The organism is Actinocorallia herbida, from assembly GCF_003751225.1.
GTDB lineage: Bacteria > Actinomycetota > Actinomycetes > Streptosporangiales > Streptosporangiaceae > Actinocorallia > Actinocorallia herbida.
Window position 1 is genome coordinate 388,686 of record NZ_RJKE01000001.1, and the last position, 18,131, is coordinate 406,816.

Here is an 18,131-nt window from a genome sequence, read left to right on the forward strand (position 1 = left end):
TCCTGCGCTGCCGGTCCGGGAGCGGCACCGGTTCTCGGCCGTCAGGCCGCAATTGGGCGCCGGTGAGGAGGGCGAGCGTAGGGGCGGAGCCGCGGGACTGGGGCCGTGCCGCGGGTGGGGAAGGTGCGCTGGAGGGCCTGGACGAGCGCGACCGGGGTGGGTGCTTCGATGAAGCCGGTTTCGGTAAGGGCCCAGAAGCTGCGGGTGTGGTTGCCGAACCAGATGGTGGTGGCGGGGAAGCGCAGGCGGAGGTAGGCCAGGGCTTCAAGGACGCTGGGGTTGTGTGCGCTGCGGCTCACGGGCGGCCCGCCTCGAACCAGGAACGACGCACGGCTTCGGCGCGGATGAGGGCTTCGGTGAGGGCGTCGTAGGCGTGGCAGAGGATGTGCAGCTCTTCGACGGTCCGGGCCTCGGCGTGGTCCTGGACCCCGGCCATCCGCTGGTAAAGCGTGAAGGACCTTCGAGACCCCGCCAGCAGCAGCCTGCCGTCCAACGCGACTTCCCAGCCGGGCAGGTCGAGCATCGCGACCTCTGCCGCGGTGGGCGCGACCGGCCCGAGCGACCGGCGAAGCTGCTCGTCCAGCGCCTCGCGCAACTCGCGGGCGCTCCGCCGGATCACGGTCGGATCGAAACCCGGGCGGGTGTCGCACCGCGATGCTACCCAGTCGTTCCCGAGCCGCCCGTCCCGCGTCCGTGACCGAAAGAACCACCACCCGGGGTAGCTCGCCCGCAGATGAGCGAGCCCGTCGTCTCCCAGGACTCTAGCCATGCTCAAGCCTCCTACCGTTCGGCGAATCTGACTGTATGTGAGTCATTGGTAACCGATTCGGCCTAGGCTCGTCGTGTCTCATCGAGAAGGTCGAGACAGTGAGGAGAGACATGCCACCCGTCGAAGGGCTCGATCCGTCCGCATCCATCAGGCACAAAATCGCTCACGACCTGCGCTTCTTCCGTGAACAGAGGGGTCTCTCACTCGCAGATCTGGCACCCGTGATGGGCTGCCTTCGGACGGGTGTCTCGAACTACGAATACGCCCGGCAGGGCTGGAACCTGCAAGACCGCCATGCGAAGGCACTGGACGAGTTCTACGAGCTGCCCGGCCACTTCCAATGGCTCCTCCAGCAGTGCCGGAGCCGAGAGGCTGAAGACTGGTTCGCCGAACACCTGGATAAGGAGCGCAAAGCGTCGCAGATCAGTCTCGCTGAACTAGGCCAGGTTCCGGGCCTGTTCCAAACCGAGGCCTACGCCCGCGCGATCCTCATCGAGGCGGGCTCGCTCGCCCTCGAAGCGCAGTTGGTGAAGCGGATGGAACGGCAGCAGATCCTTAGCCGAAAAGACCCTCCGCATGTGTGGGCCCTGCTGGACGAGTCCATCCTTGATCGCCGCATCGGCGGCTGGGACGTCATGAAACCACAGCTTGAATGGCTGATCGACCTCTCAGCACGGCGCAACATCAGCATCCGAATAGTCCCTCTTTCGGCAGGTTGGCACCCCGGCCTATCCTCGTCCTTCAAGGTCCTGGACGTCGAGGGAAGGCGCTTCGCCTACACCGAGACCACAGGCGGCGGCCGACTGACCGCCGACCGAACCGAGGTCGAAGGCTTCGCCCTGCGCTACCGACAGATCGGTGCGAAGGCTCTACCCGAACAGATCTCCCGAGAGATCATCACCGCAACCCTGGAGGCCGACGATGGAGCGTGACTGGTTCAAGAGCAGCTACAGCCAGGGAGACAACACCGACTGCCTGGAAGTCGCCTTCACCGGTGGCACCCGCCTCGTTCGCGACAGCAAGAACCCCTCCGGCCCCGTCCTCACCCTGACTGTCGCTAGCTACCGAGACCTCCTCGCCACCCTGAAGTCGCAGTGAAGATGTTCGGGTCGCCGGTTCCTTTGCTTAGCTCCGCCCACACGGGCGCGGCTTCCAGACCGAGCGACCGCGGCTAGGTGAGGGAGCGTGGGACTGCTGGATAGACAGGGCTATCCGGCGGTCACCTTGGCGTAGTGGAAGACGTCTGCGGGCATCGCGTTTCGGAGCTCCCACAGAATGCGCATGGGGCGCTCTCCCTCATGCGACAGGTAGGTCATCGGGCCGGCGTAGAGGTAGGGCGGAGCGCCTGCCTTGGTTTCGCGGAGGAAGAGGTGGACCGTGGAGCCGCGGGAGACGTGGTGGATGTAGCGCTGTCCGTCGCGTGACGACTCGCGGGTTTCAGATTGGCTCTCCCACTGGAACAACTGCGGCGTGATGGCCCGGTCGTTGTACATCGTCGAGGGCTTGAATCCCTTGCCAGTCTTATTGATCGTGACGAAGAATAGGTCAGCCTTCTCTTCGTCAACCCATCGAATGCCCTGAACCCAAGATCGAGGCTTCTCGATACCGAAAGAAGAAAGAATCTCATCTTTGCTGTACCTGGCGTGCAGCCGAAGAGGCAGGTGGCTGATTTCTGGGATGGTTGACATGACCCGGTGAATGCGGCTGAGGAGAACGTCTGTTACCTGGATCAGTTCTTCGCGGCGGGAAGGATGATCCCAGAGCCGGCCGACATTGTCGTCGAACTCGCTGAGTGGACGACTGCTGTCCATAAGGGCGTGGAGCATGGCGAGGAGGCGCTGTTCTATAGGAGACGCTGTGGTGAGTGATGGTGGTGTGGGTTGCTCCAGCGTCTCCTTGAGGAAGGTAATGCGCTGGCGGTCGTCGAGGTGCAGCATTCGGCTGAACGTCCGGCCGAGCAAGTCGTCATCGCGCCCGTCAGGTACCGGACGATGGTCGAGACCAGCTTCGCGACGAAGCCGGGCCCAGCCTCCACGGGTGCCCCCATAAAGGTCTTCGAGTTCACGCCCGGTGCGCTGCAAGTATTCGGACAACGACGGATCGTCCAAGGCTCGCAGTTCAGCCACAGCTTCGGCACGGCGGAAGCTCAGCGCATGTTTGATGCTTGCTAGGACCGACTTACTGACTTCGCGATCAAGGTCGATCGCACATCCCGCGGGAAGTGTCGGAAAGCCATCCTTGACGGCATCTTCGAGCTCACCTCGGGGAACGCCAGTGAGGGCGCTGAGGTTGCGGTCGAAGCGGAACTCCTTCCGCTGGGTGCCCACGAAGTCGAGCACCGTGAGGACAGGCTTGTCCCTGGTGATGCGTAGGCCCCGGCCCAGCTGCTGAAGGAAGACCGTGGCACTGTTGGTAGGCCGAAGGAAGAGCACGGTGTTGATCGAGGGAACATCGACGCCCTCGTTGAATAGATCAACAGTGAAGACGGCCTTCAATGATCCATCACGTAGCTGAACCAATGCGTTTTCGCGCTGCTCACGCGTCATCGCTGAAGTCACCGCCTGAGCGGGAATTCCGCGTTGGTTGAAACGATCGGCCATGTACTCGGCGTGCTTGATACTGACGCAGAATCCGACCGCCTTCATCGTGTCAAGCTCGCCAAGCTTGTCTTGCACCGCCTGAACGATGAGACTGACGCGGGTATCCAGGCTTGTGTACAGATCCTCAAGTTGCTTGACGTCATACCCAGCGCCGCGTCGCCAGGCCACGCTAGATAGATCGACGTCATCGTGGATACCGAAGTAGTGGAACGGAGCGAGAAGACCCTGCTCTAGCGCCTCCCAGAGTCGGAGTTCGACCGTCGGAGCGCCCCCGTCAAACCAATGCAAGATGGAGGCCCCGTCTGTGCGCTCCGGGGTAGCCGTGAGGCCGAGTAGAGATTTGGGGCTCAGTTGATCGAGCAGGTTCGCGTAAGTCTTTGCAGCTGCATGGTGAAACTCATCTACGATGACCATGTCGAATTGATCGGCGGCCAACTGGGTGAGACCGTTCAGCGATTGGATGGAAGCAAACACGTGCTTCCACTGGTGAGGACGTTGTCCGTCTACGAAGAGTTCGCCAAAGGAACCGTCCTTGAGGACTGTTCTGAAGGTATGGAGGCTCTGGAGCAGGATCTCCTTCGTGTGGGCGACGAAGAGTAGCGAGTCGACTTTTCCTTGGTCGAGAAGGCGTTTGTAGTCGAGGGCGGCGACTATCGTCTTCCCTGTCCCGGTGGCCATGACAACGAGATTGCGCCAGTGGCCGTGCTCCACCCGGGCTGCTTCTAGCTCATCCAAGATCTCTTGCTGGTAGCCATATGGGGTGACGTCGATATTGGCGATCTGTAGTTTGTTTGCACCATTGAGATTGCTTTGGCTGAGCGCCTTCGTGAGCCGGTCTCCGTCGCGTTCATGGTCGTACGGTTCAAACGACGGGTCGTTCCAGTACTCATCGAAGGTTGCGGCGAAGGTTTCAAGAATTGGTCCATGCTCTGCGCGGGCAAGTCGGACATTCCATTCCAAGCCATCTAGCATTGCGGAGCGAGAAAGGTTCGAAGACCCGATATAGGCAGTGTCGAGAGTTGAACTGCGGCGGAAGAGCCACGCTTTTGCATGCAGCCTGGTGCGCTGTACATCGTAGGAGATGCGTAGTTCGGCACCCAACTCGACCAGTCGGTCGACCGCGCTCTTGTCCGTAGCGCCCATATAGGTCGTGGTGATAATGCGGAGCTTGCCACCCCGGTCGAGAAAGCTCTTAAGCGCGCTTTCGATAAGCCGTAGTCCCTGCCACTTGAGGAAGGCGCAGAGTAGATCAACTTGGTCTGCGGAAGCGAGTTCCTTGATGACCTCGGGACCGATTTTGGGCTGGTCGCGGCCGTTGACAAGGAGCGCCGAGGACGAGAACGGGATATCGGGACGCTTAAGGTAGGAGACGGTGCCGTCTGGTTGGACTCCCGCCGCGATTTCTAGCAGGACATCACGGCTCGCCGCGAGGTGATCCTCCTCCCTGACCGATCCAGCTACGACGTCAGCGATGGCAGCGCCGATGCGGTTAGCCACCTCGACCTGTTGGGAGACCGGGTCTTCGCTGGCCTCGCCGGTCACCTTGAGCGCCTGCCTCACCAAAAGCGCAACGTGCTTGACCAGGACATCGACGGCCTCGGATTCTTCAAGATCGCGCCGATGGACCAGGTTCGTGTCGACCCTCCCGAGCCTCTCCTGGAGGTGCTCGGTGATGGGTTGTTCGTAGACGCCGGGGGCAAGATCCGTCATAGCCAGCCAACATAGCGCCCCGACAGCCCGCCGAACTGAAATTCTCGGTAGCTGCCTACGGCGACAGCTCCTACCAAGCCCCTCTCCCTGCCGGCAGAGGTATAGCCCGCGGGTGCATCTTGTCGGTGGATACCGATAAATTCCGGACATGTCGACTCAGAGTCTTGAGCTTGTTCCAGGGATGTTGACGACCAGGGCGGAGGTCGCTACTGCCTACGGAGGGTCGCGGTTCAGTGGCATTGAGGTGTCGAAGAAGACGAACATGATCTTTATCTACTCAGACCCGGAGGCCGGAGAGGAATACGGATACACCTTCGATGGCCTGGCCGAGCCGGACGAGCAAGGGCCCTTGTACCTGTACACGGGTGAGGGCAAGGAAGACCAAGAGCTCACGAAGGGTAACGCTTCACTGCATAGGGCACGTGAAGACGGGCGGCCAATACACCTGTTCGTTGCTGACGGCGTTGTAGTGAACGAGGCCACGGGGCGGAAGACTGGAACAAAGCAGCAGCGCTACCTCGGTCAGATGATGCTCGACGAAGTGCAGCCGTTCGAAATGCGACGCGCAGTAGGGCCCAGTGGAGAGCGCCACGTCATCGTGTTTCGCTTTCGCCCGGACTCGGCAGCCAGATACCCCGCAGTGTTTCAGGCTAGGGATGGGGTAAGAGCTGCATCAAAGACGGAGCAGGTAACGCTGGAGGTCGAGCCGACGAGCGTGATGGAAGCGCGGTTCGCGGCCTCCGTCCAGGTGGAGACCGAGGCGCACCACACGAACGAGACGGTAGCGAAGATCACTGGCGGACTATCGACCGTGGTTCGTCGGGAAGGAGAGCTGACCACGGCCTACAAGGACTTCTTGGTGGAGCGCGGGCATACCGTCAAGCGCTTCCAGATCACGGTCGCAGGTGTCGCGGGCGCGCTGATGACTGATCTCTACGACGTCACAGACAACGTGCTCTACGAAGCCAAAGGTGCAGCCCGCCGCACTGACGTACGCCTGGCGATCGGTCAGCTGCTTGACTACCGGCGCCATATCGAAACTCCGCCAGGACTGCGGCTCGCTGTGCTCCTCCCCAGCGAACCCGGAGATGACCTGCGGGACTTGCTGCAACGAGAGAACATCGCGCTCGTCACCCGTACAGCAGATGGGTTTGCAGGTTTCCCTGTCGGAATCTGAATGGCAGGGTACCGGTCGCTGGCGCACGCTCATGAGGTGTGCTTGTCGATGACGGTGACCGGTGACGTGGTGTGCTGGTAGAGGGAGATCCCCTGCCCCCGCATCGTGCTATTACCGACGCCGTCCAGCGGAGCGTGAGTTCTCTACCTACGTCGAAGCGGAGTGGGACGTGTCGGGTAGAGGGGCGTAGCGGTAGAGCCAGTTGATTTGGAGTTTTCCGGCCGTTGTGAGTCGGTGATGGTTGTGGGCGCCGGGTGTGAGGGTCTCTTCGTTGGGGCGGACGAGGCCGACTGACCAGAGGAGCTGGCCGTCGTTGGCCCACAGGCCAAGGAAGAGGAGTCCCTCCTCGTGCACTTCTGAGGGGATGTCCCACTCGGCTTCCTTGCGTGCGTACTTGCAGCCGATGTCCAGGTCGCAGATGGCGATCTCCGTCGTGTGGCCGTCGGGGAACCCGAGTTCGCGCTGCACGGCGATCTCGGCGAGGCCGCCAAAGTGGTCCTTCTCGGTCTTGTGGAGTTGGTCCCAGTGGTGACGGCCAGTGCGCTCGGCTGTCGAGTGCCATGTCGAAGGCGTTACGGAAGGCTTTGGCGAAGCGCAGGCCAGCGGGGTCCGCGCGTTTGATCGCGCTGGCGACCAAGGCCAGCTCTGAGTCCTCGGTAGGAGGTCGGTGGTCACGTCGCACGTGCTGGACGGTAGACGGCAGAGGCATTGGCCGGGTGTGGATGTCTGAAGGGTCTTCGCCTCGTAGACGTTTCGCCGGATGCTGAGCGTGATGAGGGCAGCGGGAGCGGGTTTCGGGTACGCCTTTGCGGGAGGTCACGTTGTGTTACTTCAAGATCGCGGGTGGGGCTGGTTGGGGGTTTGGGGTTGTTCTGTTCTTGGGGCTTGACGTGGATGTCGGCGGGGGCTGATGCTCTTATCTGTGAATAGTTTCTCAGATAGTTACCCGCGTAGCCTCGGCGAGGCTGTGGCGTTTCTTGGGCCGGCTGGGACGTTCACGCATCAGGCCGTGATGGCGGATCCGGTGCTGGCCGGGAAGCGGCAGGTGCCGGTTTCGACAGCGGCGGGGGTTGTGGAGGCCGTGCGGGCGGGGGTGGTGGGGTTCGGGGTGCTGGCCTGGGAGAACTCGGTCGCGGGGTTGGTGGGGGCGACGTTGGATCTGCTGGCGACGCCGCCGGAGCGGGGGGCGTCGGTGTGGATCGAGCGGTCGGTGGAGATTCCTGTTGCGTTCTCGCTTTGGGGGCGGGGTGGGGCTTCGTTTGAGGAGATCTCCGTGGTCGCGTCGCACAGCCATGCGCTTGCGCAGTGCGAGGGGTGGTTGCGGGGGGCGCTGCCTGGGGCGGCGCTGCTGGCGACGCATTCGACGGTGGCGGCGCGAGGCACAGCGGCGGCCGACGCCACGGGACGGACTGCGGCGATCGGTGCACCGGGGGTCGTCGTGGCTGATGGGCTGGAGGTGCTTGCAGACGGGGTGGCCGACGAGGCTGCGGCGAGTACCCGGTTCGTGGTGCTCAGCCAGGGGGCTCCGGCGGGTGGCGAAGACGGTGAGCGGACCCTGCTGGCCTGCTTTCAGCCTGTGAACAGGCCCGGGTCGCTGCTGCCGATTCTGGAGCCGTTCGCGCTGGCCGGTGTTGACCTGCTGCATATCGAGTCGCGGCCTACGCGTCGGAAGCTTGGGGACTACTACTTCCTGCTGGAGGTCGCGGCCGGTCCTGCGCGACTCGGCGGGGTACTTGCGGCGCTGGCGGAGGCGCGGATGCGGGTGCGGGTACTGGGGGCGCTGCCGGGGCGTTTGGTGGCGGCGTGAGCGCGGTGGGGTCCCAGCGGGAGGCGCGGCGCAGTGGACGGGCGCTGCTGGCGGTGGCCTGCGTCGGGCTGTTCGTGACGCAGCTCGATCTGACGGTCGTGAACGTCGCGGTCACCGCGGTTCGGGAGGATCTGAACGCCTCGTTGGCGGCTGGGACGTGGGTCGTGGCGGCCTATTTCGTCACGTTCGCGGCGTTCATGCTGAGCTTTGGGGACATCGGGGATCTGTATGGGAGGCACCGCGTCTTCCTGGGTGGGCTCGTCGTGTTCACTGCCGCGTCCGTCGGGTGCGCCGTCGCTCCGGGCGTTGGATGGCTGATCGCGGCCAGGGCCGGGCAGGGGGTGGCGGGTGCGGCCGTTCTCGTGTCGTCGCTGGCGCTGATCGTGCACGGGTTTCCGGCCGGGGAGCGGGCGCGCGCGATCGGGTGGTGGTCGGCGGTCGCCGGGCTGTCGATGGTGGTGGGTCCCGTGCTCGGCGGGCTGCTGGTCGACGGGTTCGGCTGGCGGTCGGTGTTCTGGATCAATCTGCCGATCGGCGTCGTCGGAGTACTCGCCGGATACCGGGTGCTGCCGCGCGTGCCCGGCGTGCGTGACAGGGGACTGGACTGGGCGGGACAGGTACTCGCGGTCGCCGCGATCGGCGCGCTGGCCTGGGCGCTGGAGACCGGATGGCGCTCGCCTGCCGCGTTGGGCGCGTTTGCTGCGGCGTTCGTGGGGATCGTGGTTTTCGTTCGGGTCGAGAGGCGGTCCGGGCATCCGCTGGTACCGATGGATCTGTTTCGGTCTGTGCCGTTCGCGGGTGCCAACGGGGCGGCTCTTCTCCTGAACGCGGCCACGCTCGGGCTGCTGTTCCTACTCAGCCTCAAGTACACGGCGGGGCTCGGTGCGGCCGAGGCCGGGGCTCGGATCGCGCCGCTGTTCGCCGCCTATGCGCTGGTGTCACCGTTTGGTGGGCGGATCGCGGCCAGGCACGGGCCGCGGTTGCCTGCGGCGCTCGGGACCGCGGTGGCCGGGGCCTGTGTGCTGGTTCTGCCGCATGTCGGGACATTGCCCGGGGTCGCGCTGCTGGTCCTGGCCGGGCTCGGGATCGGGATGGCGTTGCCGGCGATCGTCACGACGGCCGTGGGGGCGGTGCCGGCTGAGCGGGGTGGGCTCGGGTCCGGGCTCAACAACACGGCGCGTCAGATCGGCGGCACGTTCGGGGTGGCGCTGCTCGGCGGGGTGGCGGCTGCCGAGGGTGTCGGGGCTGCGTTGGTGTTCGACGCCGTCGCTTATCTCCTTGCCGCGCTGGTCGCGGTGCTGGCTCTGCCGAAGGGAACCTGATGCTGATCCTCGTCTATTGCCTCGACAAGCCGGGAGCGCAGGCGCTGCGGGTCGTGACGCGGCCCGCGCATCTGCGGTACATGATCGCCGCGCGGGACCGGCTGCCGTTCGGCGGGCCGCTGCACGATGACGCGGGCGCCGTGATCGGCTCGGTGTTCGCGCTGGAGGCCGAGGACCAAGGAGCCGCCGAGGAGTTCCTGGCCGGTGAGCCCTATTTCCGGGCTGGGCTGTTCGCGCGGGTCGTGACGCATCCGATGGTGGCGATGGTGCCGGAGGCGTGGCCGGGGAGGCTTGCCGAGGAACTCGTCAAGGCCGAGCGGGCGGCTCTCGCCTGAGGGCCGACAGCACGGTCTGGGTCAGTTCGGCGGCGACGCGTTCGACGGGCCAGTCGAGGGTGTCCAGGAGGTCGACGATGACGCGTTCGTCGAACAGGGTCTCCCAGACGAGGACCGCGTATTCGATCGGCTGCGGGGCGATGTGCCCGGCGGCCCACAGGGCGCCGAGGACTTCGGCGAGGGTCTCGTGGATCGCGCGGACGAGCGGGTCGCCGTCGTGCAGGCGGTCGAGGAAGCCCCGCCAGGAGCGGATGTGGACCGCGGCGCGCGCCCAGCGGGAGCCCTGCTGCACCCAGAGCAGGCACACCGCCTCGAACCGGGCGATGGGGTCGCCCTCGTCGGGGAGGGCGTTCATCTGCTCGATCAGGCCGAGGATGAGCTGCTCGTAGTACGCCTCGAGCGCGCCCCGCACGTCGGGGAAGTGGCGGTAGGCGGTGGCGGTGGAGATGCCCGCCTCCTGGGCGAGCTCGGTGAGGCTGAAGTGCGGGCCGCGGCGCTCGGCGAGCAGGGTCTCGACGGCGCCGAGCAGCGCGCGCCTGCTGGCGAGGAAGTCGCTGCGGGTTCTCCTTTTGGAGGTCTCCGGCGCTGGCGACTTGGGCACTCGATCACTCCCGGGTCCGGCTACAGGCCCGTAACAGGCGCTTCTTGGAAGCGTAACAGCCGGACCGTTGACGGTCAGGCCCCGCACGTATGACGATCTGAGAAGAATTTCTCAGTTATCTGCCCATGGAGGAGCCCATGGTCGAGGCCATCACGTTCCATGACGCCCAAAGCACTTTCGTCACCCTCGGTGAGATCCACGCCGCCGCCCAACGCACGCTGGACTCGTCGGTCTGGGACTTCCTGGAGGGAGGCGCCGGCGCCGAGTGGACCCTCGCCGCCAACCGGGCGGCCGTGGACGCGTGGGCCTTCCGCCCCCGGGTGCTGCGGGGGACCGCGCCGCCCGACCTTTCCACCACCCTGCTCGGCGTCGAGCTGGCGATGCCCGTCCTGGTCGCGCCGTTCGGCGCGGACCGGCTCTTCCACCCCGAGGGCCATCGCGCGGTGACCGCCGCCGTCCAGGAGGCGGGGATCGCCTCGATCGTCCCGGAGGCGGGCTCGTTCAGCCTGGAGACCCTCGCGAAGGAGGCGCCCGGCGCCGCCCGCTTCTTCCAGCTGCACGCGCTCGGCTCGGACGAGATGTTCCTCGGCCTCGCCGGACGCGCCCGTGACGCCGGATACGCGGCCCTGTGCGTCACCGTCGACTCGCCCGTCGACGGCTGGCGCGAGCGCAACAAGACCAACCGCTTCGGCCTCGACACCTCGGCGATGGAGGGCAACCACGACTCGGCCGAGGAGCTGTTCGGGCCGATGCTGCGCAACGACGAGCCGGTCTGGACCTGGGCGCGGCTCGCCGCGCTCGCCCGGCGGGCCGGGATGCCGTTCCTCGCCAAGGGCGTGCTGGTCGGCGAGGACGCCCACGAGGCCGTCGAGGCGGGGGCCTGCGCGGTCTACGTCTCCAACCACGGCGGCCGCCAGCTCGACGGCGCGCCCGCGACGCTCACCCAGCTTCCGGAGATCGTCCGCGCGGTCGAAGGGCGGGTCCCGGTGATCATCGACGGGGGGTTCCGGCGCGGCACCGACATCCTGAAGGCGCTCGCGCTCGGCGCGGACGCCGTCACGCTCGGCCGCCCCATCGCCTACGGCCTCGCCGCGGGCGGACGGGAAGGGGTCGCCGCCGTCCTCGACCTGCTGCGGCGTGAGATGCGCGCCACGATGACCCTCCTCGGCCGCGCGACCGTCGCCGACCTCGGCCCCACCGCGGTCCAGAAGGCGGAGCGGTGAAGCCGCCGTTCCCGCCCGCCGTCCTCGCGGGGGGAGTGCTCTGGCTCTCGGGGCATGTCGCCCAGAACCCCGACGGGACCTTCTTCACCGGGTCCTTCACCGAACAGGCCGACGCGGTCTTCGCCGGTCTCACCCGCACCCTCGACGCCTACGGCGCCGGCCTGTCCGACCTGGTCCGCGTCGAGTGCTTCCTCACCGATTCCGCGGACTTCCCCGCCTGGAACGCGGCGTTCTCCGCCGCCTTCCCCGATGACCCACCGGCCCGCACCACGCTGGTGACCGCCCTGGCCCTGCCGGGGCTCCGCATAGAGATCCAAGCAGTCGCCGTTCCATCCCGAGAAAGGTGATCACGCATGACCGTCTCTTCGCCCTCCGCTCCCGTCTCCTTCGTCCAAGGGCCCACGGCCTCCCACTTCTCCTCCTACCTGGTGTCCGTGGCGCTGTCGGCCACGCACGAGCTCGGCATCCTCGACGCCCTGCACGTCGAGGGCGTCTACACCCTCGGCGAGTCCGGTGAGGGGCTCGACCCGACCGTCGTCGCGCGGTACATGAACGCGCTGATGTGGGGCGGGATCGTCGAGATCGACGGCGCCATCGTCCGGCCCGGCCCGCTGTTCGACGACGCCTTCGCCGCGCGCGGCTACTTCTACTGGATGGTGCGGGGCTGCGGCACCCTGTTCACCGAGGCCCCGGGGGTGACGTCCGAGGCGAGCCGCGGCGGTGACTTCTACAGCCGCGACATGCGGGCCGTGGCGATCGGCTCCAAGCTGATCGGCGACGGCGACGTGGAGCCGCTGTTCGACCGGCTGCTGGAGGCCAAGGGCGCCTCCGTCGTCGCCGACCTCGGCTGCGGCTCCGGCCAGCGGCTCATGCGGGTGGCGGGCATCCGTCCCGGGACGCGCGGTATCGGCCTGGACATCTCGTCGGCCTCGGTCGAACTGGCCTCCCAGTCGGTGGCCTCCGCAGGGCTGGCCGACGTGATCTCGGTGCACCGGGCCGACGTGCTGGACCTCGGTGAGATCCCGGGCGCCGAGGACGTCGACGTCATCACGTGCTCGTTCATGGGCCACGACTTCTGGCCGCACGACACCTGTGTGAACACCCTGCGCGGCCTGCGCGAGACCTTCCCCAACGCGCACACCTTCCTCCTGTGCGACGTGGTGCGCTCGACCGGGCTGCCCGGCGACGGCACCCCGATCTTCACGCTGGGGTTCGAGCTCGTCCACGCGCTCATGGGCGTCTACCTGCCGACGCTGGAGGAATGGCGGGCGGCGTTCGCCGAATCCGGCTGGCGCTGCGCGGTCGAGCACGCCGTGCCGAACCCGCCCGGCGGCTACCTGTTCCAGCTGGAGGCGGTGTGAGAACCACGGTCCCGGGCCGGCGGGGCATGAGACGCCCGCTGGCCGCGGTCTTCGCCCTCGTGCTCCTCACCGCGGGCTGCGGCTCGTCGGACGAAGGGGGCAAGGCGCCGGAGAAGGTCAAGGTCGGAATGTTCCTGATCTCCTCCGCACCGCTGTTCACCCAGATCCAGGAGGGCTTCAAGCAGGGGTTCCTCGCGGAGGCCGGGCTGAAGCCCGACCAGGTCGAGTGGGTCGAGCGCAACGCCGAGGGCAACGCCGGATCCATCCAGACCATCGCCCGGCAGTTCGCCGACAGTGATGTCGAGATGGTCGAGGTGCTGGGCACGCCCGCGGTGCTCGCCCTCGCCAAGCTCAAGCCGGACTTCCCGATCGTCGCGGTCGCGATGGGCGATCCGGTCGGCGCGGGACTCGCCGCCTCCCTGGAGGCCCCCGGCGGCCAGGTCACCGGCAGTATCGACTTCATCGAACCGGCCAAGCTGCTGGACCAGATGGTGCAGGTGCAGCCCGCGTTCACCACGCTCGGCACGATCTACAAGCCGTCGAACACCAACTCCAAGGTGTGGGTCGACCAGTTGCGCCAGGCCGTCGCGGCGCACCCGGGGATCAAGCTCGTCGAGGCGTCCGTCAACGGCTCGGCCGACGTCCCGGCCGCCGCCCGCTCGCTCGAAGGACGCGCCGACGCCATCCTCATCGGGCCCGACGCGGACGTCCAGACCGGGCTGCCCGCCGTCGGCAAGGCCGCCGCCTCGGCCGGCCAGCAGCTCTACCTGGTGGGCGGTGACGTCGAGCAGCCCGGCGTGCTCGCCACGCTCGGCCCCGACTATCCGCAGCTCGGAGTGCTCGGCGGGCAGGTCGCCGCCAAGGTCCATCTCGGCGCGGCGCCCGGCGAGGTCCCCTTCGCCCAGCCGGGGGAGGTCACCTGGGCGGTGAACCCGGAGACCGTGAAGGCACTCGAGCTGACGCTGCCGGCGGGTGCCGCGCAGTGACCGGCATCCTCCTCGACACCCTGGTGACCGGGCTGCCCCTCGTCATCACCTACGCCGGCGTGTTCGTGCTCTTCCGGGTGCTGCGCGACTTCGACCTCACCGTGGACGGCTCGTTCGTCACCGGTGGGGCGGCCAGCGCCGTCCTGGTGGGGCACGGCATGGCGCCGTCCCTCAGCCTGCCCGCCGCCGCGCTCGTCGGCGCGGCGGCCGGGCTGGTCACCGCGGTGCTCCACCTCACCCTGAAGATCCCGGTGCTGCTGGCCGGGCTGGTGATGTCGCTGGCGCTGTTCAGCGTCAACCTCCGGATCATGGGGGAGCCGGCGATCAGCCTGGCCACCGGGCAGGGCCTGCTCGACGGGTTCGCCGACCTCGGCCCCGACGCCCGCGACCTGTGGATCTCCGGTGTGCTGCTCGTGCTGGACGTCGCGGTGCTGGGCCTGGCGGCGTACTTCCTGCGCACCGAGGCCGGGCTCGCGCTGCGGGCCACCGGGCTGAACCCGGTGATGGCGCGGGCGCAGGGGGTCGCGCAGGGCGGGGCCGTCGCGGTGACGCTCATGCTCGCCAACGCGCTCGCCGCGCTCGGCGGCGCCCTCACCGTGCACACCCAGGGGTACCTCGACGTCAACGGCGGCACCGGAACCCTCATCGCCGGGGTCGGCGCGCTGCTGCTCGGCGACCTGGTCCTGCGGCCGGAACCGTCGCGCGTGGTCAAGGCCATGGCCGCGGTGCTGGTCGGGGCGCTGCTCTACCAGTTCGTGCAGGTGATGGCGCTGCGCCTCGGCCTCGCGGCGAGCGACCTGAAGCTGGTCACCGCCGCGACGCTGACGCTGGCGGTCGCCGCCCAGATCCTCACCCGCCGCATCGGCGGGTGGCTGCCCGCGTGGGCCGTGCGCAGGCCGCGCGGCGGTCACCGAGACCTAGGAGAACGCCTTGCTCGAACTCCGTGACGTCCGCCTGGTGCACAATCCGGGCACCCCGGGCGAGGTGACGGCGCTGGACGGCCTGTCGCTGTCCGTCCCGAAGGGGCAGTTCGTGGCCATCGTCGGCAGCAACGGCGCGGGCAAGAGCTCCCTCATCCAGATCGTCTCCGGGACGCTCCGCCCCACCTCGGGCACCGTCGTCATCGGCGGGCGCGACGTGACCCGCCAGGGCGACCACCGCCGCGCCCGGCACGTGGCCCGCGTGTTCGACAACCCCCACCTCGGCTCGGTGCCGGAGCTCAGCATCGAGGACAACATGGCCCTGGCCCTGCGCAGGGGCGGTCGCCGGGGCCTGCGCCCCGCGGTGACCAAGGCGCACCGCGCCCTCATGCGCGACCGGCTCGCGATGCTCGGTCTCGGCCTGGAGACCCGGCTGTCGGCCCCCGTCCGGCTCCTGTCGGCGGGCCAGCGGCAGAGCCTCACCATGATCATGGCCGCGCTGACCGCCCCGGAGGTCCTGCTGCTGGACGAGCACCTCGCCGCGCTCGACCCCGGCACCCAGTCCCGCGTCCTCGAACTGACCCTGGACCTCGCCGCCGACCTCGGCTGCACCACCCTCATGATCACCCACAACATGGACCACGCGACGACCGTCGGCGACCGGCTGCTGGTGCTGTCCGGGGGCCGGCTGGCCTCGGACCTCACCGCCGAGTCCCGCGGGGCCCTCACGTCCGACGCGCTCACCACCCTCCTCGCCGCCGCCTGACCCGTGCGGAAGAGGGAGGGGATGTCCTGCCGCGGGCCGGTCGTCGGCCCGCGGCGGTCGCCTGCCCGCCTAGAGGGGGACGGCGAGGGTGGCCCTGTAGCCCTTGGCGACCGAGCCGGTGACGGTGGCGAGCTGGAGGTCGTGGCCGTCGGAGAAGACGTTGTCGGTGTCGAGGGACACCTCGGAGAGGTTCCTGATGCTGGCGGAGTAGCCGTCGGTGGCGAAGACGGTGTCGCAGACCGCCTTGGGGAAGGCGAGCTGGGTCGTCTTGACGGGGGTGCCCGGGGTGGTCGCGGACTTGAGCGACTCGTAGACCTCGAAGTGGATGTGCGGCCAGCGGCCCGAGTAGCAGGCGGGGAAGATGCTGGTGAACTTCACCTTCCCCTTCTTGTCGGCCTCCTGCACGCCGCGCAGGTAGTTCTCGCCGGTGATGCCGTCGGAGTAGAGCGAGTAGTTGCCGTCCCGGTCGCAGTGCCACAGGTACACGGCCGCGCCGGCGAGCGGTTCGCCGTCGTCGGCGAGGGTCAGCTCGATGGTGAGCGGGACGCCTTCGGCCACGCCGCTCGCGTCGCCGAAGCTCGTGCGGAGGTCGCTCCGCACGATGCCGGACTGGGTGAGCACGTTCGGGCCGTTCGAGCCGTCGCCCGGGTAGGGGCCCGCGGTCTCGTTGGGGATCTCGCCTTCCGGGGTCGCCTCGCCGCCGCCTCCGGGCGGGGGAGCCTGGCCCCCGGGGCCGCCGCCCGCCGTCGCCGAGGCCGTGGCGGACGTCTTGTCCTCGGCGGCGCAGCCGACGAGGCCGGCGAGAGCGGCCCCGCCGATCAGGCCGAGCACGCCGCGGCGGCCCATGAGAGTGGACAGGTCGAACGCGAGACCCCGGTCGTGGTCGTCGGTCATGGGGTGGGCCTTTCGGGTGGGAGGGCGTTGCCGCTAGGGAGTCTGGCCGCGCTTTGTGAAGGGGCTGTGATGGCCGGACTCGAATTCGCTGAAGGGCCGCTGAGGCCGTCGCGGGCTCCCCCGACGATGGACGTCGACCACGTCCGCGTCTACCGGAAGGCCTGACGCTCTGAGGTGGGGCGGGTCACGAGGGCTCGCTTCCGTCGTCGTGCGGCGGTGCCTTCGGGTCACGGACGAAGAAGGAGTCCGCGAACGGGCCGACGCCGATGATGACGGCGGCGAGGGCGATGCCGACGATCACCGAGGCCCACGAGGTGACCAGGGCCAAGGCCAGCTGGGCGCCCGCGGCGAGCACGACGAGGCTGAGCTTCGCGGTGATGATCGGGCCGTGCCGCAGGCGCGGGATCGGGGCGTCGCCGCGCGCCCTCCGCCGGTTCAGCACCATCTCGGCGACCGGCAGCAGGACGAGCAGGAGGACCACGGTCCTGATCGCGTGCTCCCACACGGGCTTGTCGCCGCCGACGGCCCACGCGCACCCCAGCGCGATCCCCGCCACGGGATAGATCCTCCGCATGCCCGACCCCCGTCCGAGCGCTCTGTCCCCATTGTCGTCTTCGGCGGCTCCGGGCCGACGGTCAGGGGCGGGCCGAGTGCGGGGATCATCCGGCATCCGGCGAGGTCAGGCCCTAGATTTGGCGGCATGGGAACGGCAAAGGGCAAGGCGGAGGCTCTGGCGCTGGAGAAGGACGCGCTCAAGTGGCCGGACCAGCGGGCGGAGATCCTGATGGAGGCCGCCCGCGCGTGGGCGGACGCCGGGGAGAGCGCGCGGGCGCTGGAGATCTACGACGGGCTCGCGGCGTCGGCCGACGAGGAGGACGCGCAGTTCGCGCGGACCGCGCGGATCGAGCTCCTCGCGGAGCTGGGCCGGCCCGAGGAGGCCGAGGCGGAGTTGGCGCGGCTCTCGGCGGCGGGTCCGCTGCCCGGCCCCGCCACGCTCGCCGCCGAGTGGCTGGAGTCGCAGGGCCGGCCGGCGGAGGCGCTCACCTGGTTCAACATGGCCTGCCGTGAAGTCCTCGCCCTGGACGAGGACGCCCTGGCGGACGTCGATGTCTTCTCGGGGTTCGAACTCGTGGGCCGGGCCCGCGTACGGGCGGCGCTCGGCCTGCCCCCCGACACCGCCGATCTGGCGGTCTCCCGGAACCGGGCGCGCCTGAACGACAGGACGGACGCCCCGGACGCCGACGGCCGGGTGCTGGGGTCCTTCTTCGTCGGCTCCGACGTGGCCGCGGCGTTCGCCGCGGGGCTGGTGTCCGGGAAGGCGAAGGACTCTCCGGGCTCTTACTTCCGCGAGGTCGAGCTGGGCTGGCGCGCGTCGGCGCGGGAAGCGGGCGTGTCGAAGCTGACGATCCTGCCCCTGCGCGTGGACGACCTCCTGTCCTTCGCCGCCGCGACCGGCCGCGACCCGGCGGAGGAGGCGACCCGCCGGGAGCACCTCTACGAGGCCGCGTGGACCGGGACGCCCCTGCTCACCTGGCCTCCGGGGCGCAACGAGCCCTGCTGGTGCGGCTCCGGGCACAAGTACAAGAAGTGCTGCGGGGTCTGAGGTCGGGTGACGGGAGGGGCGGCGGCGACCGGGGTGAGAGCAACGCCTGAGCCGTGC

The 18,131-nt window shown here is 68.2% G+C and carries 20 protein-coding genes; 13 read left to right on the plus strand and 7 right to left on the minus strand.

Annotated elements, in window-relative coordinates; translation table 11 throughout:
• Nucleotides 1-41: 41 nt before the first annotated feature.
• Both EDD29_RS02075 and EDD29_RS02080 read right to left on the minus strand, forming a co-directional pair.
• Nucleotides 42-299 carry a hypothetical protein gene (locus EDD29_RS02075; protein WP_123661897.1) on the minus strand — a complete coding sequence of 86 codons (258 nt, stop codon included), beginning with the start codon at nt 297-299 and terminating at the stop codon, nt 42-44.
• Nucleotides 296-619, minus strand: coding sequence for a hypothetical protein (locus tag EDD29_RS02080; protein WP_148085851.1), 324 nt, complete (start codon nt 617-619; stop codon nt 296-298). Before EDD29_RS02080 ends, EDD29_RS02075 begins: the two co-directional genes overlap by 4 nt.
• Nucleotides 620-879: 260 nt before the next feature.
• On the opposite strand from EDD29_RS02080, the gene EDD29_RS02085 reads away from it, so the two are divergent.
• On the plus strand, nt 880-1,701 hold the full coding sequence (locus tag EDD29_RS02085) for a helix-turn-helix domain-containing protein (protein WP_123661899.1): 822 nt from the start codon (nt 880-882) through the stop codon (nt 1,699-1,701).
• The gene (locus EDD29_RS02090) at nt 1,691-1,867 is read left to right on the plus strand and encodes a DUF397 domain-containing protein (RefSeq protein WP_123661900.1); all 177 of its coding nucleotides are present in this window, start codon (nt 1,691-1,693) and stop codon (nt 1,865-1,867) included. Before EDD29_RS02085 ends, EDD29_RS02090 begins: the two co-directional genes overlap by 11 nt.
• Before the next feature lie 110 nt (nt 1,868-1,977).
• On the opposite strand, the gene EDD29_RS02095 is transcribed toward EDD29_RS02090, so the two are convergent.
• Nucleotides 1,978-5,079: a DEAD/DEAH box helicase gene (locus tag EDD29_RS02095; RefSeq protein WP_123661901.1), complete on the minus strand. Its 3,102-nt coding sequence runs from the start codon at nt 5,077-5,079 to the stop codon at nt 1,978-1,980.
• A 148-nt stretch (nt 5,080-5,227) separates the two neighbouring features.
• Here EDD29_RS02095 and EDD29_RS02100 point away from each other — a divergent pair, with 148 nt between their 5' ends.
• A complete protein-coding gene (locus EDD29_RS02100; protein ID WP_123661902.1) occupies nt 5,228-6,256 on the plus strand; it encodes an SRA domain-containing endonuclease in 1,029 nt (342 codons plus the stop codon).
• 147 nt (nt 6,257-6,403) lie between these two features.
• On the opposite strand, the gene EDD29_RS02105 is transcribed toward EDD29_RS02100, so the two are convergent.
• A complete protein-coding gene (locus EDD29_RS02105) occupies nt 6,404-6,931 on the minus strand; it encodes a NaeI family type II restriction endonuclease (protein WP_170201259.1) in 528 nt (175 codons plus the stop codon).
• 235 nt (nt 6,932-7,166) lie between these two features.
• Between EDD29_RS02105 and EDD29_RS02110 the strand changes: the two genes are divergently transcribed.
• Genes EDD29_RS02110 through EDD29_RS02120 form a run of 3 tightly spaced genes read left to right on the plus strand, consistent with a single transcriptional unit; the run spans nt 7,167 to nt 9,720 of the window.
• Nucleotides 7,167-8,063 (plus strand): prephenate dehydratase, encoded by an 897-nt coding sequence (locus EDD29_RS02110; protein WP_123661904.1) that lies wholly within the window; start codon nt 7,167-7,169, stop codon nt 8,061-8,063.
• Nucleotides 8,060-9,385 carry an MFS transporter gene (locus EDD29_RS02115; RefSeq protein WP_123661905.1) on the plus strand — a complete coding sequence of 442 codons (1,326 nt, stop codon included), beginning with the start codon at nt 8,060-8,062 and terminating at the stop codon, nt 9,383-9,385. Before EDD29_RS02110 ends, EDD29_RS02115 begins: the two co-directional genes overlap by 4 nt.
• On the plus strand, nt 9,385-9,720 hold the full coding sequence (locus EDD29_RS02120; RefSeq protein ID WP_123661906.1) for a YciI family protein: 336 nt from the start codon (nt 9,385-9,387) through the stop codon (nt 9,718-9,720). The genes EDD29_RS02115 and EDD29_RS02120 overlap by 1 nt, the downstream gene beginning before the upstream one ends.
• Here the strand turns inward: EDD29_RS02120 and EDD29_RS02125 are convergent.
• Nucleotides 9,692-10,321, minus strand: coding sequence for a TetR/AcrR family transcriptional regulator (locus EDD29_RS02125; protein ID WP_123661907.1), 630 nt, complete (start codon nt 10,319-10,321; stop codon nt 9,692-9,694). The two genes, EDD29_RS02120 and EDD29_RS02125, sit on opposite strands and share 29 nt — an antisense overlap.
• A gap of 137 nt (nt 10,322-10,458) precedes the next feature.
• On the opposite strand from EDD29_RS02125, the gene EDD29_RS02130 reads away from it, so the two are divergent.
• From EDD29_RS02130 to EDD29_RS02155, 6 genes are read left to right on the plus strand one after another with little or no spacing between them, the layout of a single operon-like run.
• A complete protein-coding gene (locus tag EDD29_RS02130) occupies nt 10,459-11,544 on the plus strand; it encodes an alpha-hydroxy acid oxidase (protein WP_123661908.1) in 1,086 nt (361 codons plus the stop codon).
• Nucleotides 11,541-11,891 (plus strand): RidA family protein, encoded by a 351-nt coding sequence (locus EDD29_RS02135; protein WP_123661909.1) that lies wholly within the window; start codon nt 11,541-11,543, stop codon nt 11,889-11,891. Before EDD29_RS02130 ends, EDD29_RS02135 begins: the two co-directional genes overlap by 4 nt.
• Before the next feature lie 6 nt (nt 11,892-11,897).
• Nucleotides 11,898-12,905, plus strand: a complete 1,008-nt coding sequence (locus EDD29_RS02140; RefSeq protein WP_123661910.1) for a class I SAM-dependent methyltransferase — start codon at nt 11,898-11,900, stop codon at nt 12,903-12,905.
• A gap of 26 nt (nt 12,906-12,931) precedes the next feature.
• Nucleotides 12,932-13,891, plus strand: a complete 960-nt coding sequence (locus EDD29_RS02145; RefSeq protein ID WP_170201260.1) for an ABC transporter substrate-binding protein — start codon at nt 12,932-12,934, stop codon at nt 13,889-13,891.
• Nucleotides 13,888-14,838 carry an ABC transporter permease subunit gene (locus EDD29_RS02150; RefSeq protein WP_170201261.1) on the plus strand — a complete coding sequence of 317 codons (951 nt, stop codon included), beginning with the start codon at nt 13,888-13,890 and terminating at the stop codon, nt 14,836-14,838. Before EDD29_RS02145 ends, EDD29_RS02150 begins: the two co-directional genes overlap by 4 nt.
• A complete protein-coding gene (locus tag EDD29_RS02155) occupies nt 14,822-15,577 on the plus strand; it encodes an ABC transporter ATP-binding protein (protein WP_123661913.1) in 756 nt (251 codons plus the stop codon). The genes EDD29_RS02150 and EDD29_RS02155 overlap by 17 nt, the downstream gene beginning before the upstream one ends.
• Nucleotides 15,578-15,646: 69 nt before the next feature.
• Here the strand turns inward: EDD29_RS02155 and EDD29_RS02160 are convergent, their stop codons facing one another.
• Both EDD29_RS02160 and EDD29_RS02165 read right to left on the minus strand, forming a co-directional pair.
• Nucleotides 15,647-16,471 carry an intradiol ring-cleavage dioxygenase gene (locus EDD29_RS02160; protein WP_123661914.1) on the minus strand — a complete coding sequence of 275 codons (825 nt, stop codon included), beginning with the start codon at nt 16,469-16,471 and terminating at the stop codon, nt 15,647-15,649.
• A 184-nt stretch (nt 16,472-16,655) separates the two neighbouring features.
• On the minus strand, nt 16,656-17,045 hold the full coding sequence (locus EDD29_RS02165) for a hypothetical protein (RefSeq protein WP_170201262.1): 390 nt from the start codon (nt 17,043-17,045) through the stop codon (nt 16,656-16,658).
• Between the two features lie 126 nt (nt 17,046-17,171).
• Between EDD29_RS02165 and EDD29_RS44870 the strand changes: the two genes are divergently transcribed.
• Nucleotides 17,172-18,074 carry an SEC-C metal-binding domain-containing protein gene (locus EDD29_RS44870; protein ID WP_148085852.1) on the plus strand — a complete coding sequence of 301 codons (903 nt, stop codon included), beginning with the start codon at nt 17,172-17,174 and terminating at the stop codon, nt 18,072-18,074.
• Nucleotides 18,075-18,131: the final 57 nt, after the last annotated feature.

Coding starts and splice junctions, on each gene's coding strand:
- EDD29_RS02165 (WP_170201262.1), bottom strand. CDS start 17,045: ATGCGGAGGATCTATCCCGTGGCGGGGATCGCGCTGGGGTGCGCGTGG.
- EDD29_RS02110 (WP_123661904.1), top strand. CDS start 7,167: ATGCTCTTATCTGTGAATAGTTTCTCAGATAGTTACCCGCGTAGCCTC.
- EDD29_RS02095 (WP_123661901.1), bottom strand. CDS start 5,079: ATGACGGATCTTGCCCCCGGCGTCTACGAACAACCCATCACCGAGCAC.
- EDD29_RS02140 (WP_123661910.1), top strand. CDS start 11,898: ATGACCGTCTCTTCGCCCTCCGCTCCCGTCTCCTTCGTCCAAGGGCCC.
- EDD29_RS44870 (WP_148085852.1), top strand. CDS start 17,172: ATGGGAACGGCAAAGGGCAAGGCGGAGGCTCTGGCGCTGGAGAAGGAC.
- EDD29_RS02160 (WP_123661914.1), bottom strand. CDS start 16,471: ATGACCGACGACCACGACCGGGGTCTCGCGTTCGACCTGTCCACTCTC.
- EDD29_RS02145 (WP_170201260.1), top strand. CDS start 12,932: ATGAGACGCCCGCTGGCCGCGGTCTTCGCCCTCGTGCTCCTCACCGCG.
- EDD29_RS02130 (WP_123661908.1), top strand. CDS start 10,459: ATGGTCGAGGCCATCACGTTCCATGACGCCCAAAGCACTTTCGTCACC.
- EDD29_RS02090 (WP_123661900.1), top strand. CDS start 1,691: ATGGAGCGTGACTGGTTCAAGAGCAGCTACAGCCAGGGAGACAACACC.
- EDD29_RS02085 (WP_123661899.1), top strand. CDS start 880: ATGCCACCCGTCGAAGGGCTCGATCCGTCCGCATCCATCAGGCACAAA.
- EDD29_RS02100 (WP_123661902.1), top strand. CDS start 5,228: ATGTCGACTCAGAGTCTTGAGCTTGTTCCAGGGATGTTGACGACCAGG.
- EDD29_RS02120 (WP_123661906.1), top strand. CDS start 9,385: ATGCTGATCCTCGTCTATTGCCTCGACAAGCCGGGAGCGCAGGCGCTG.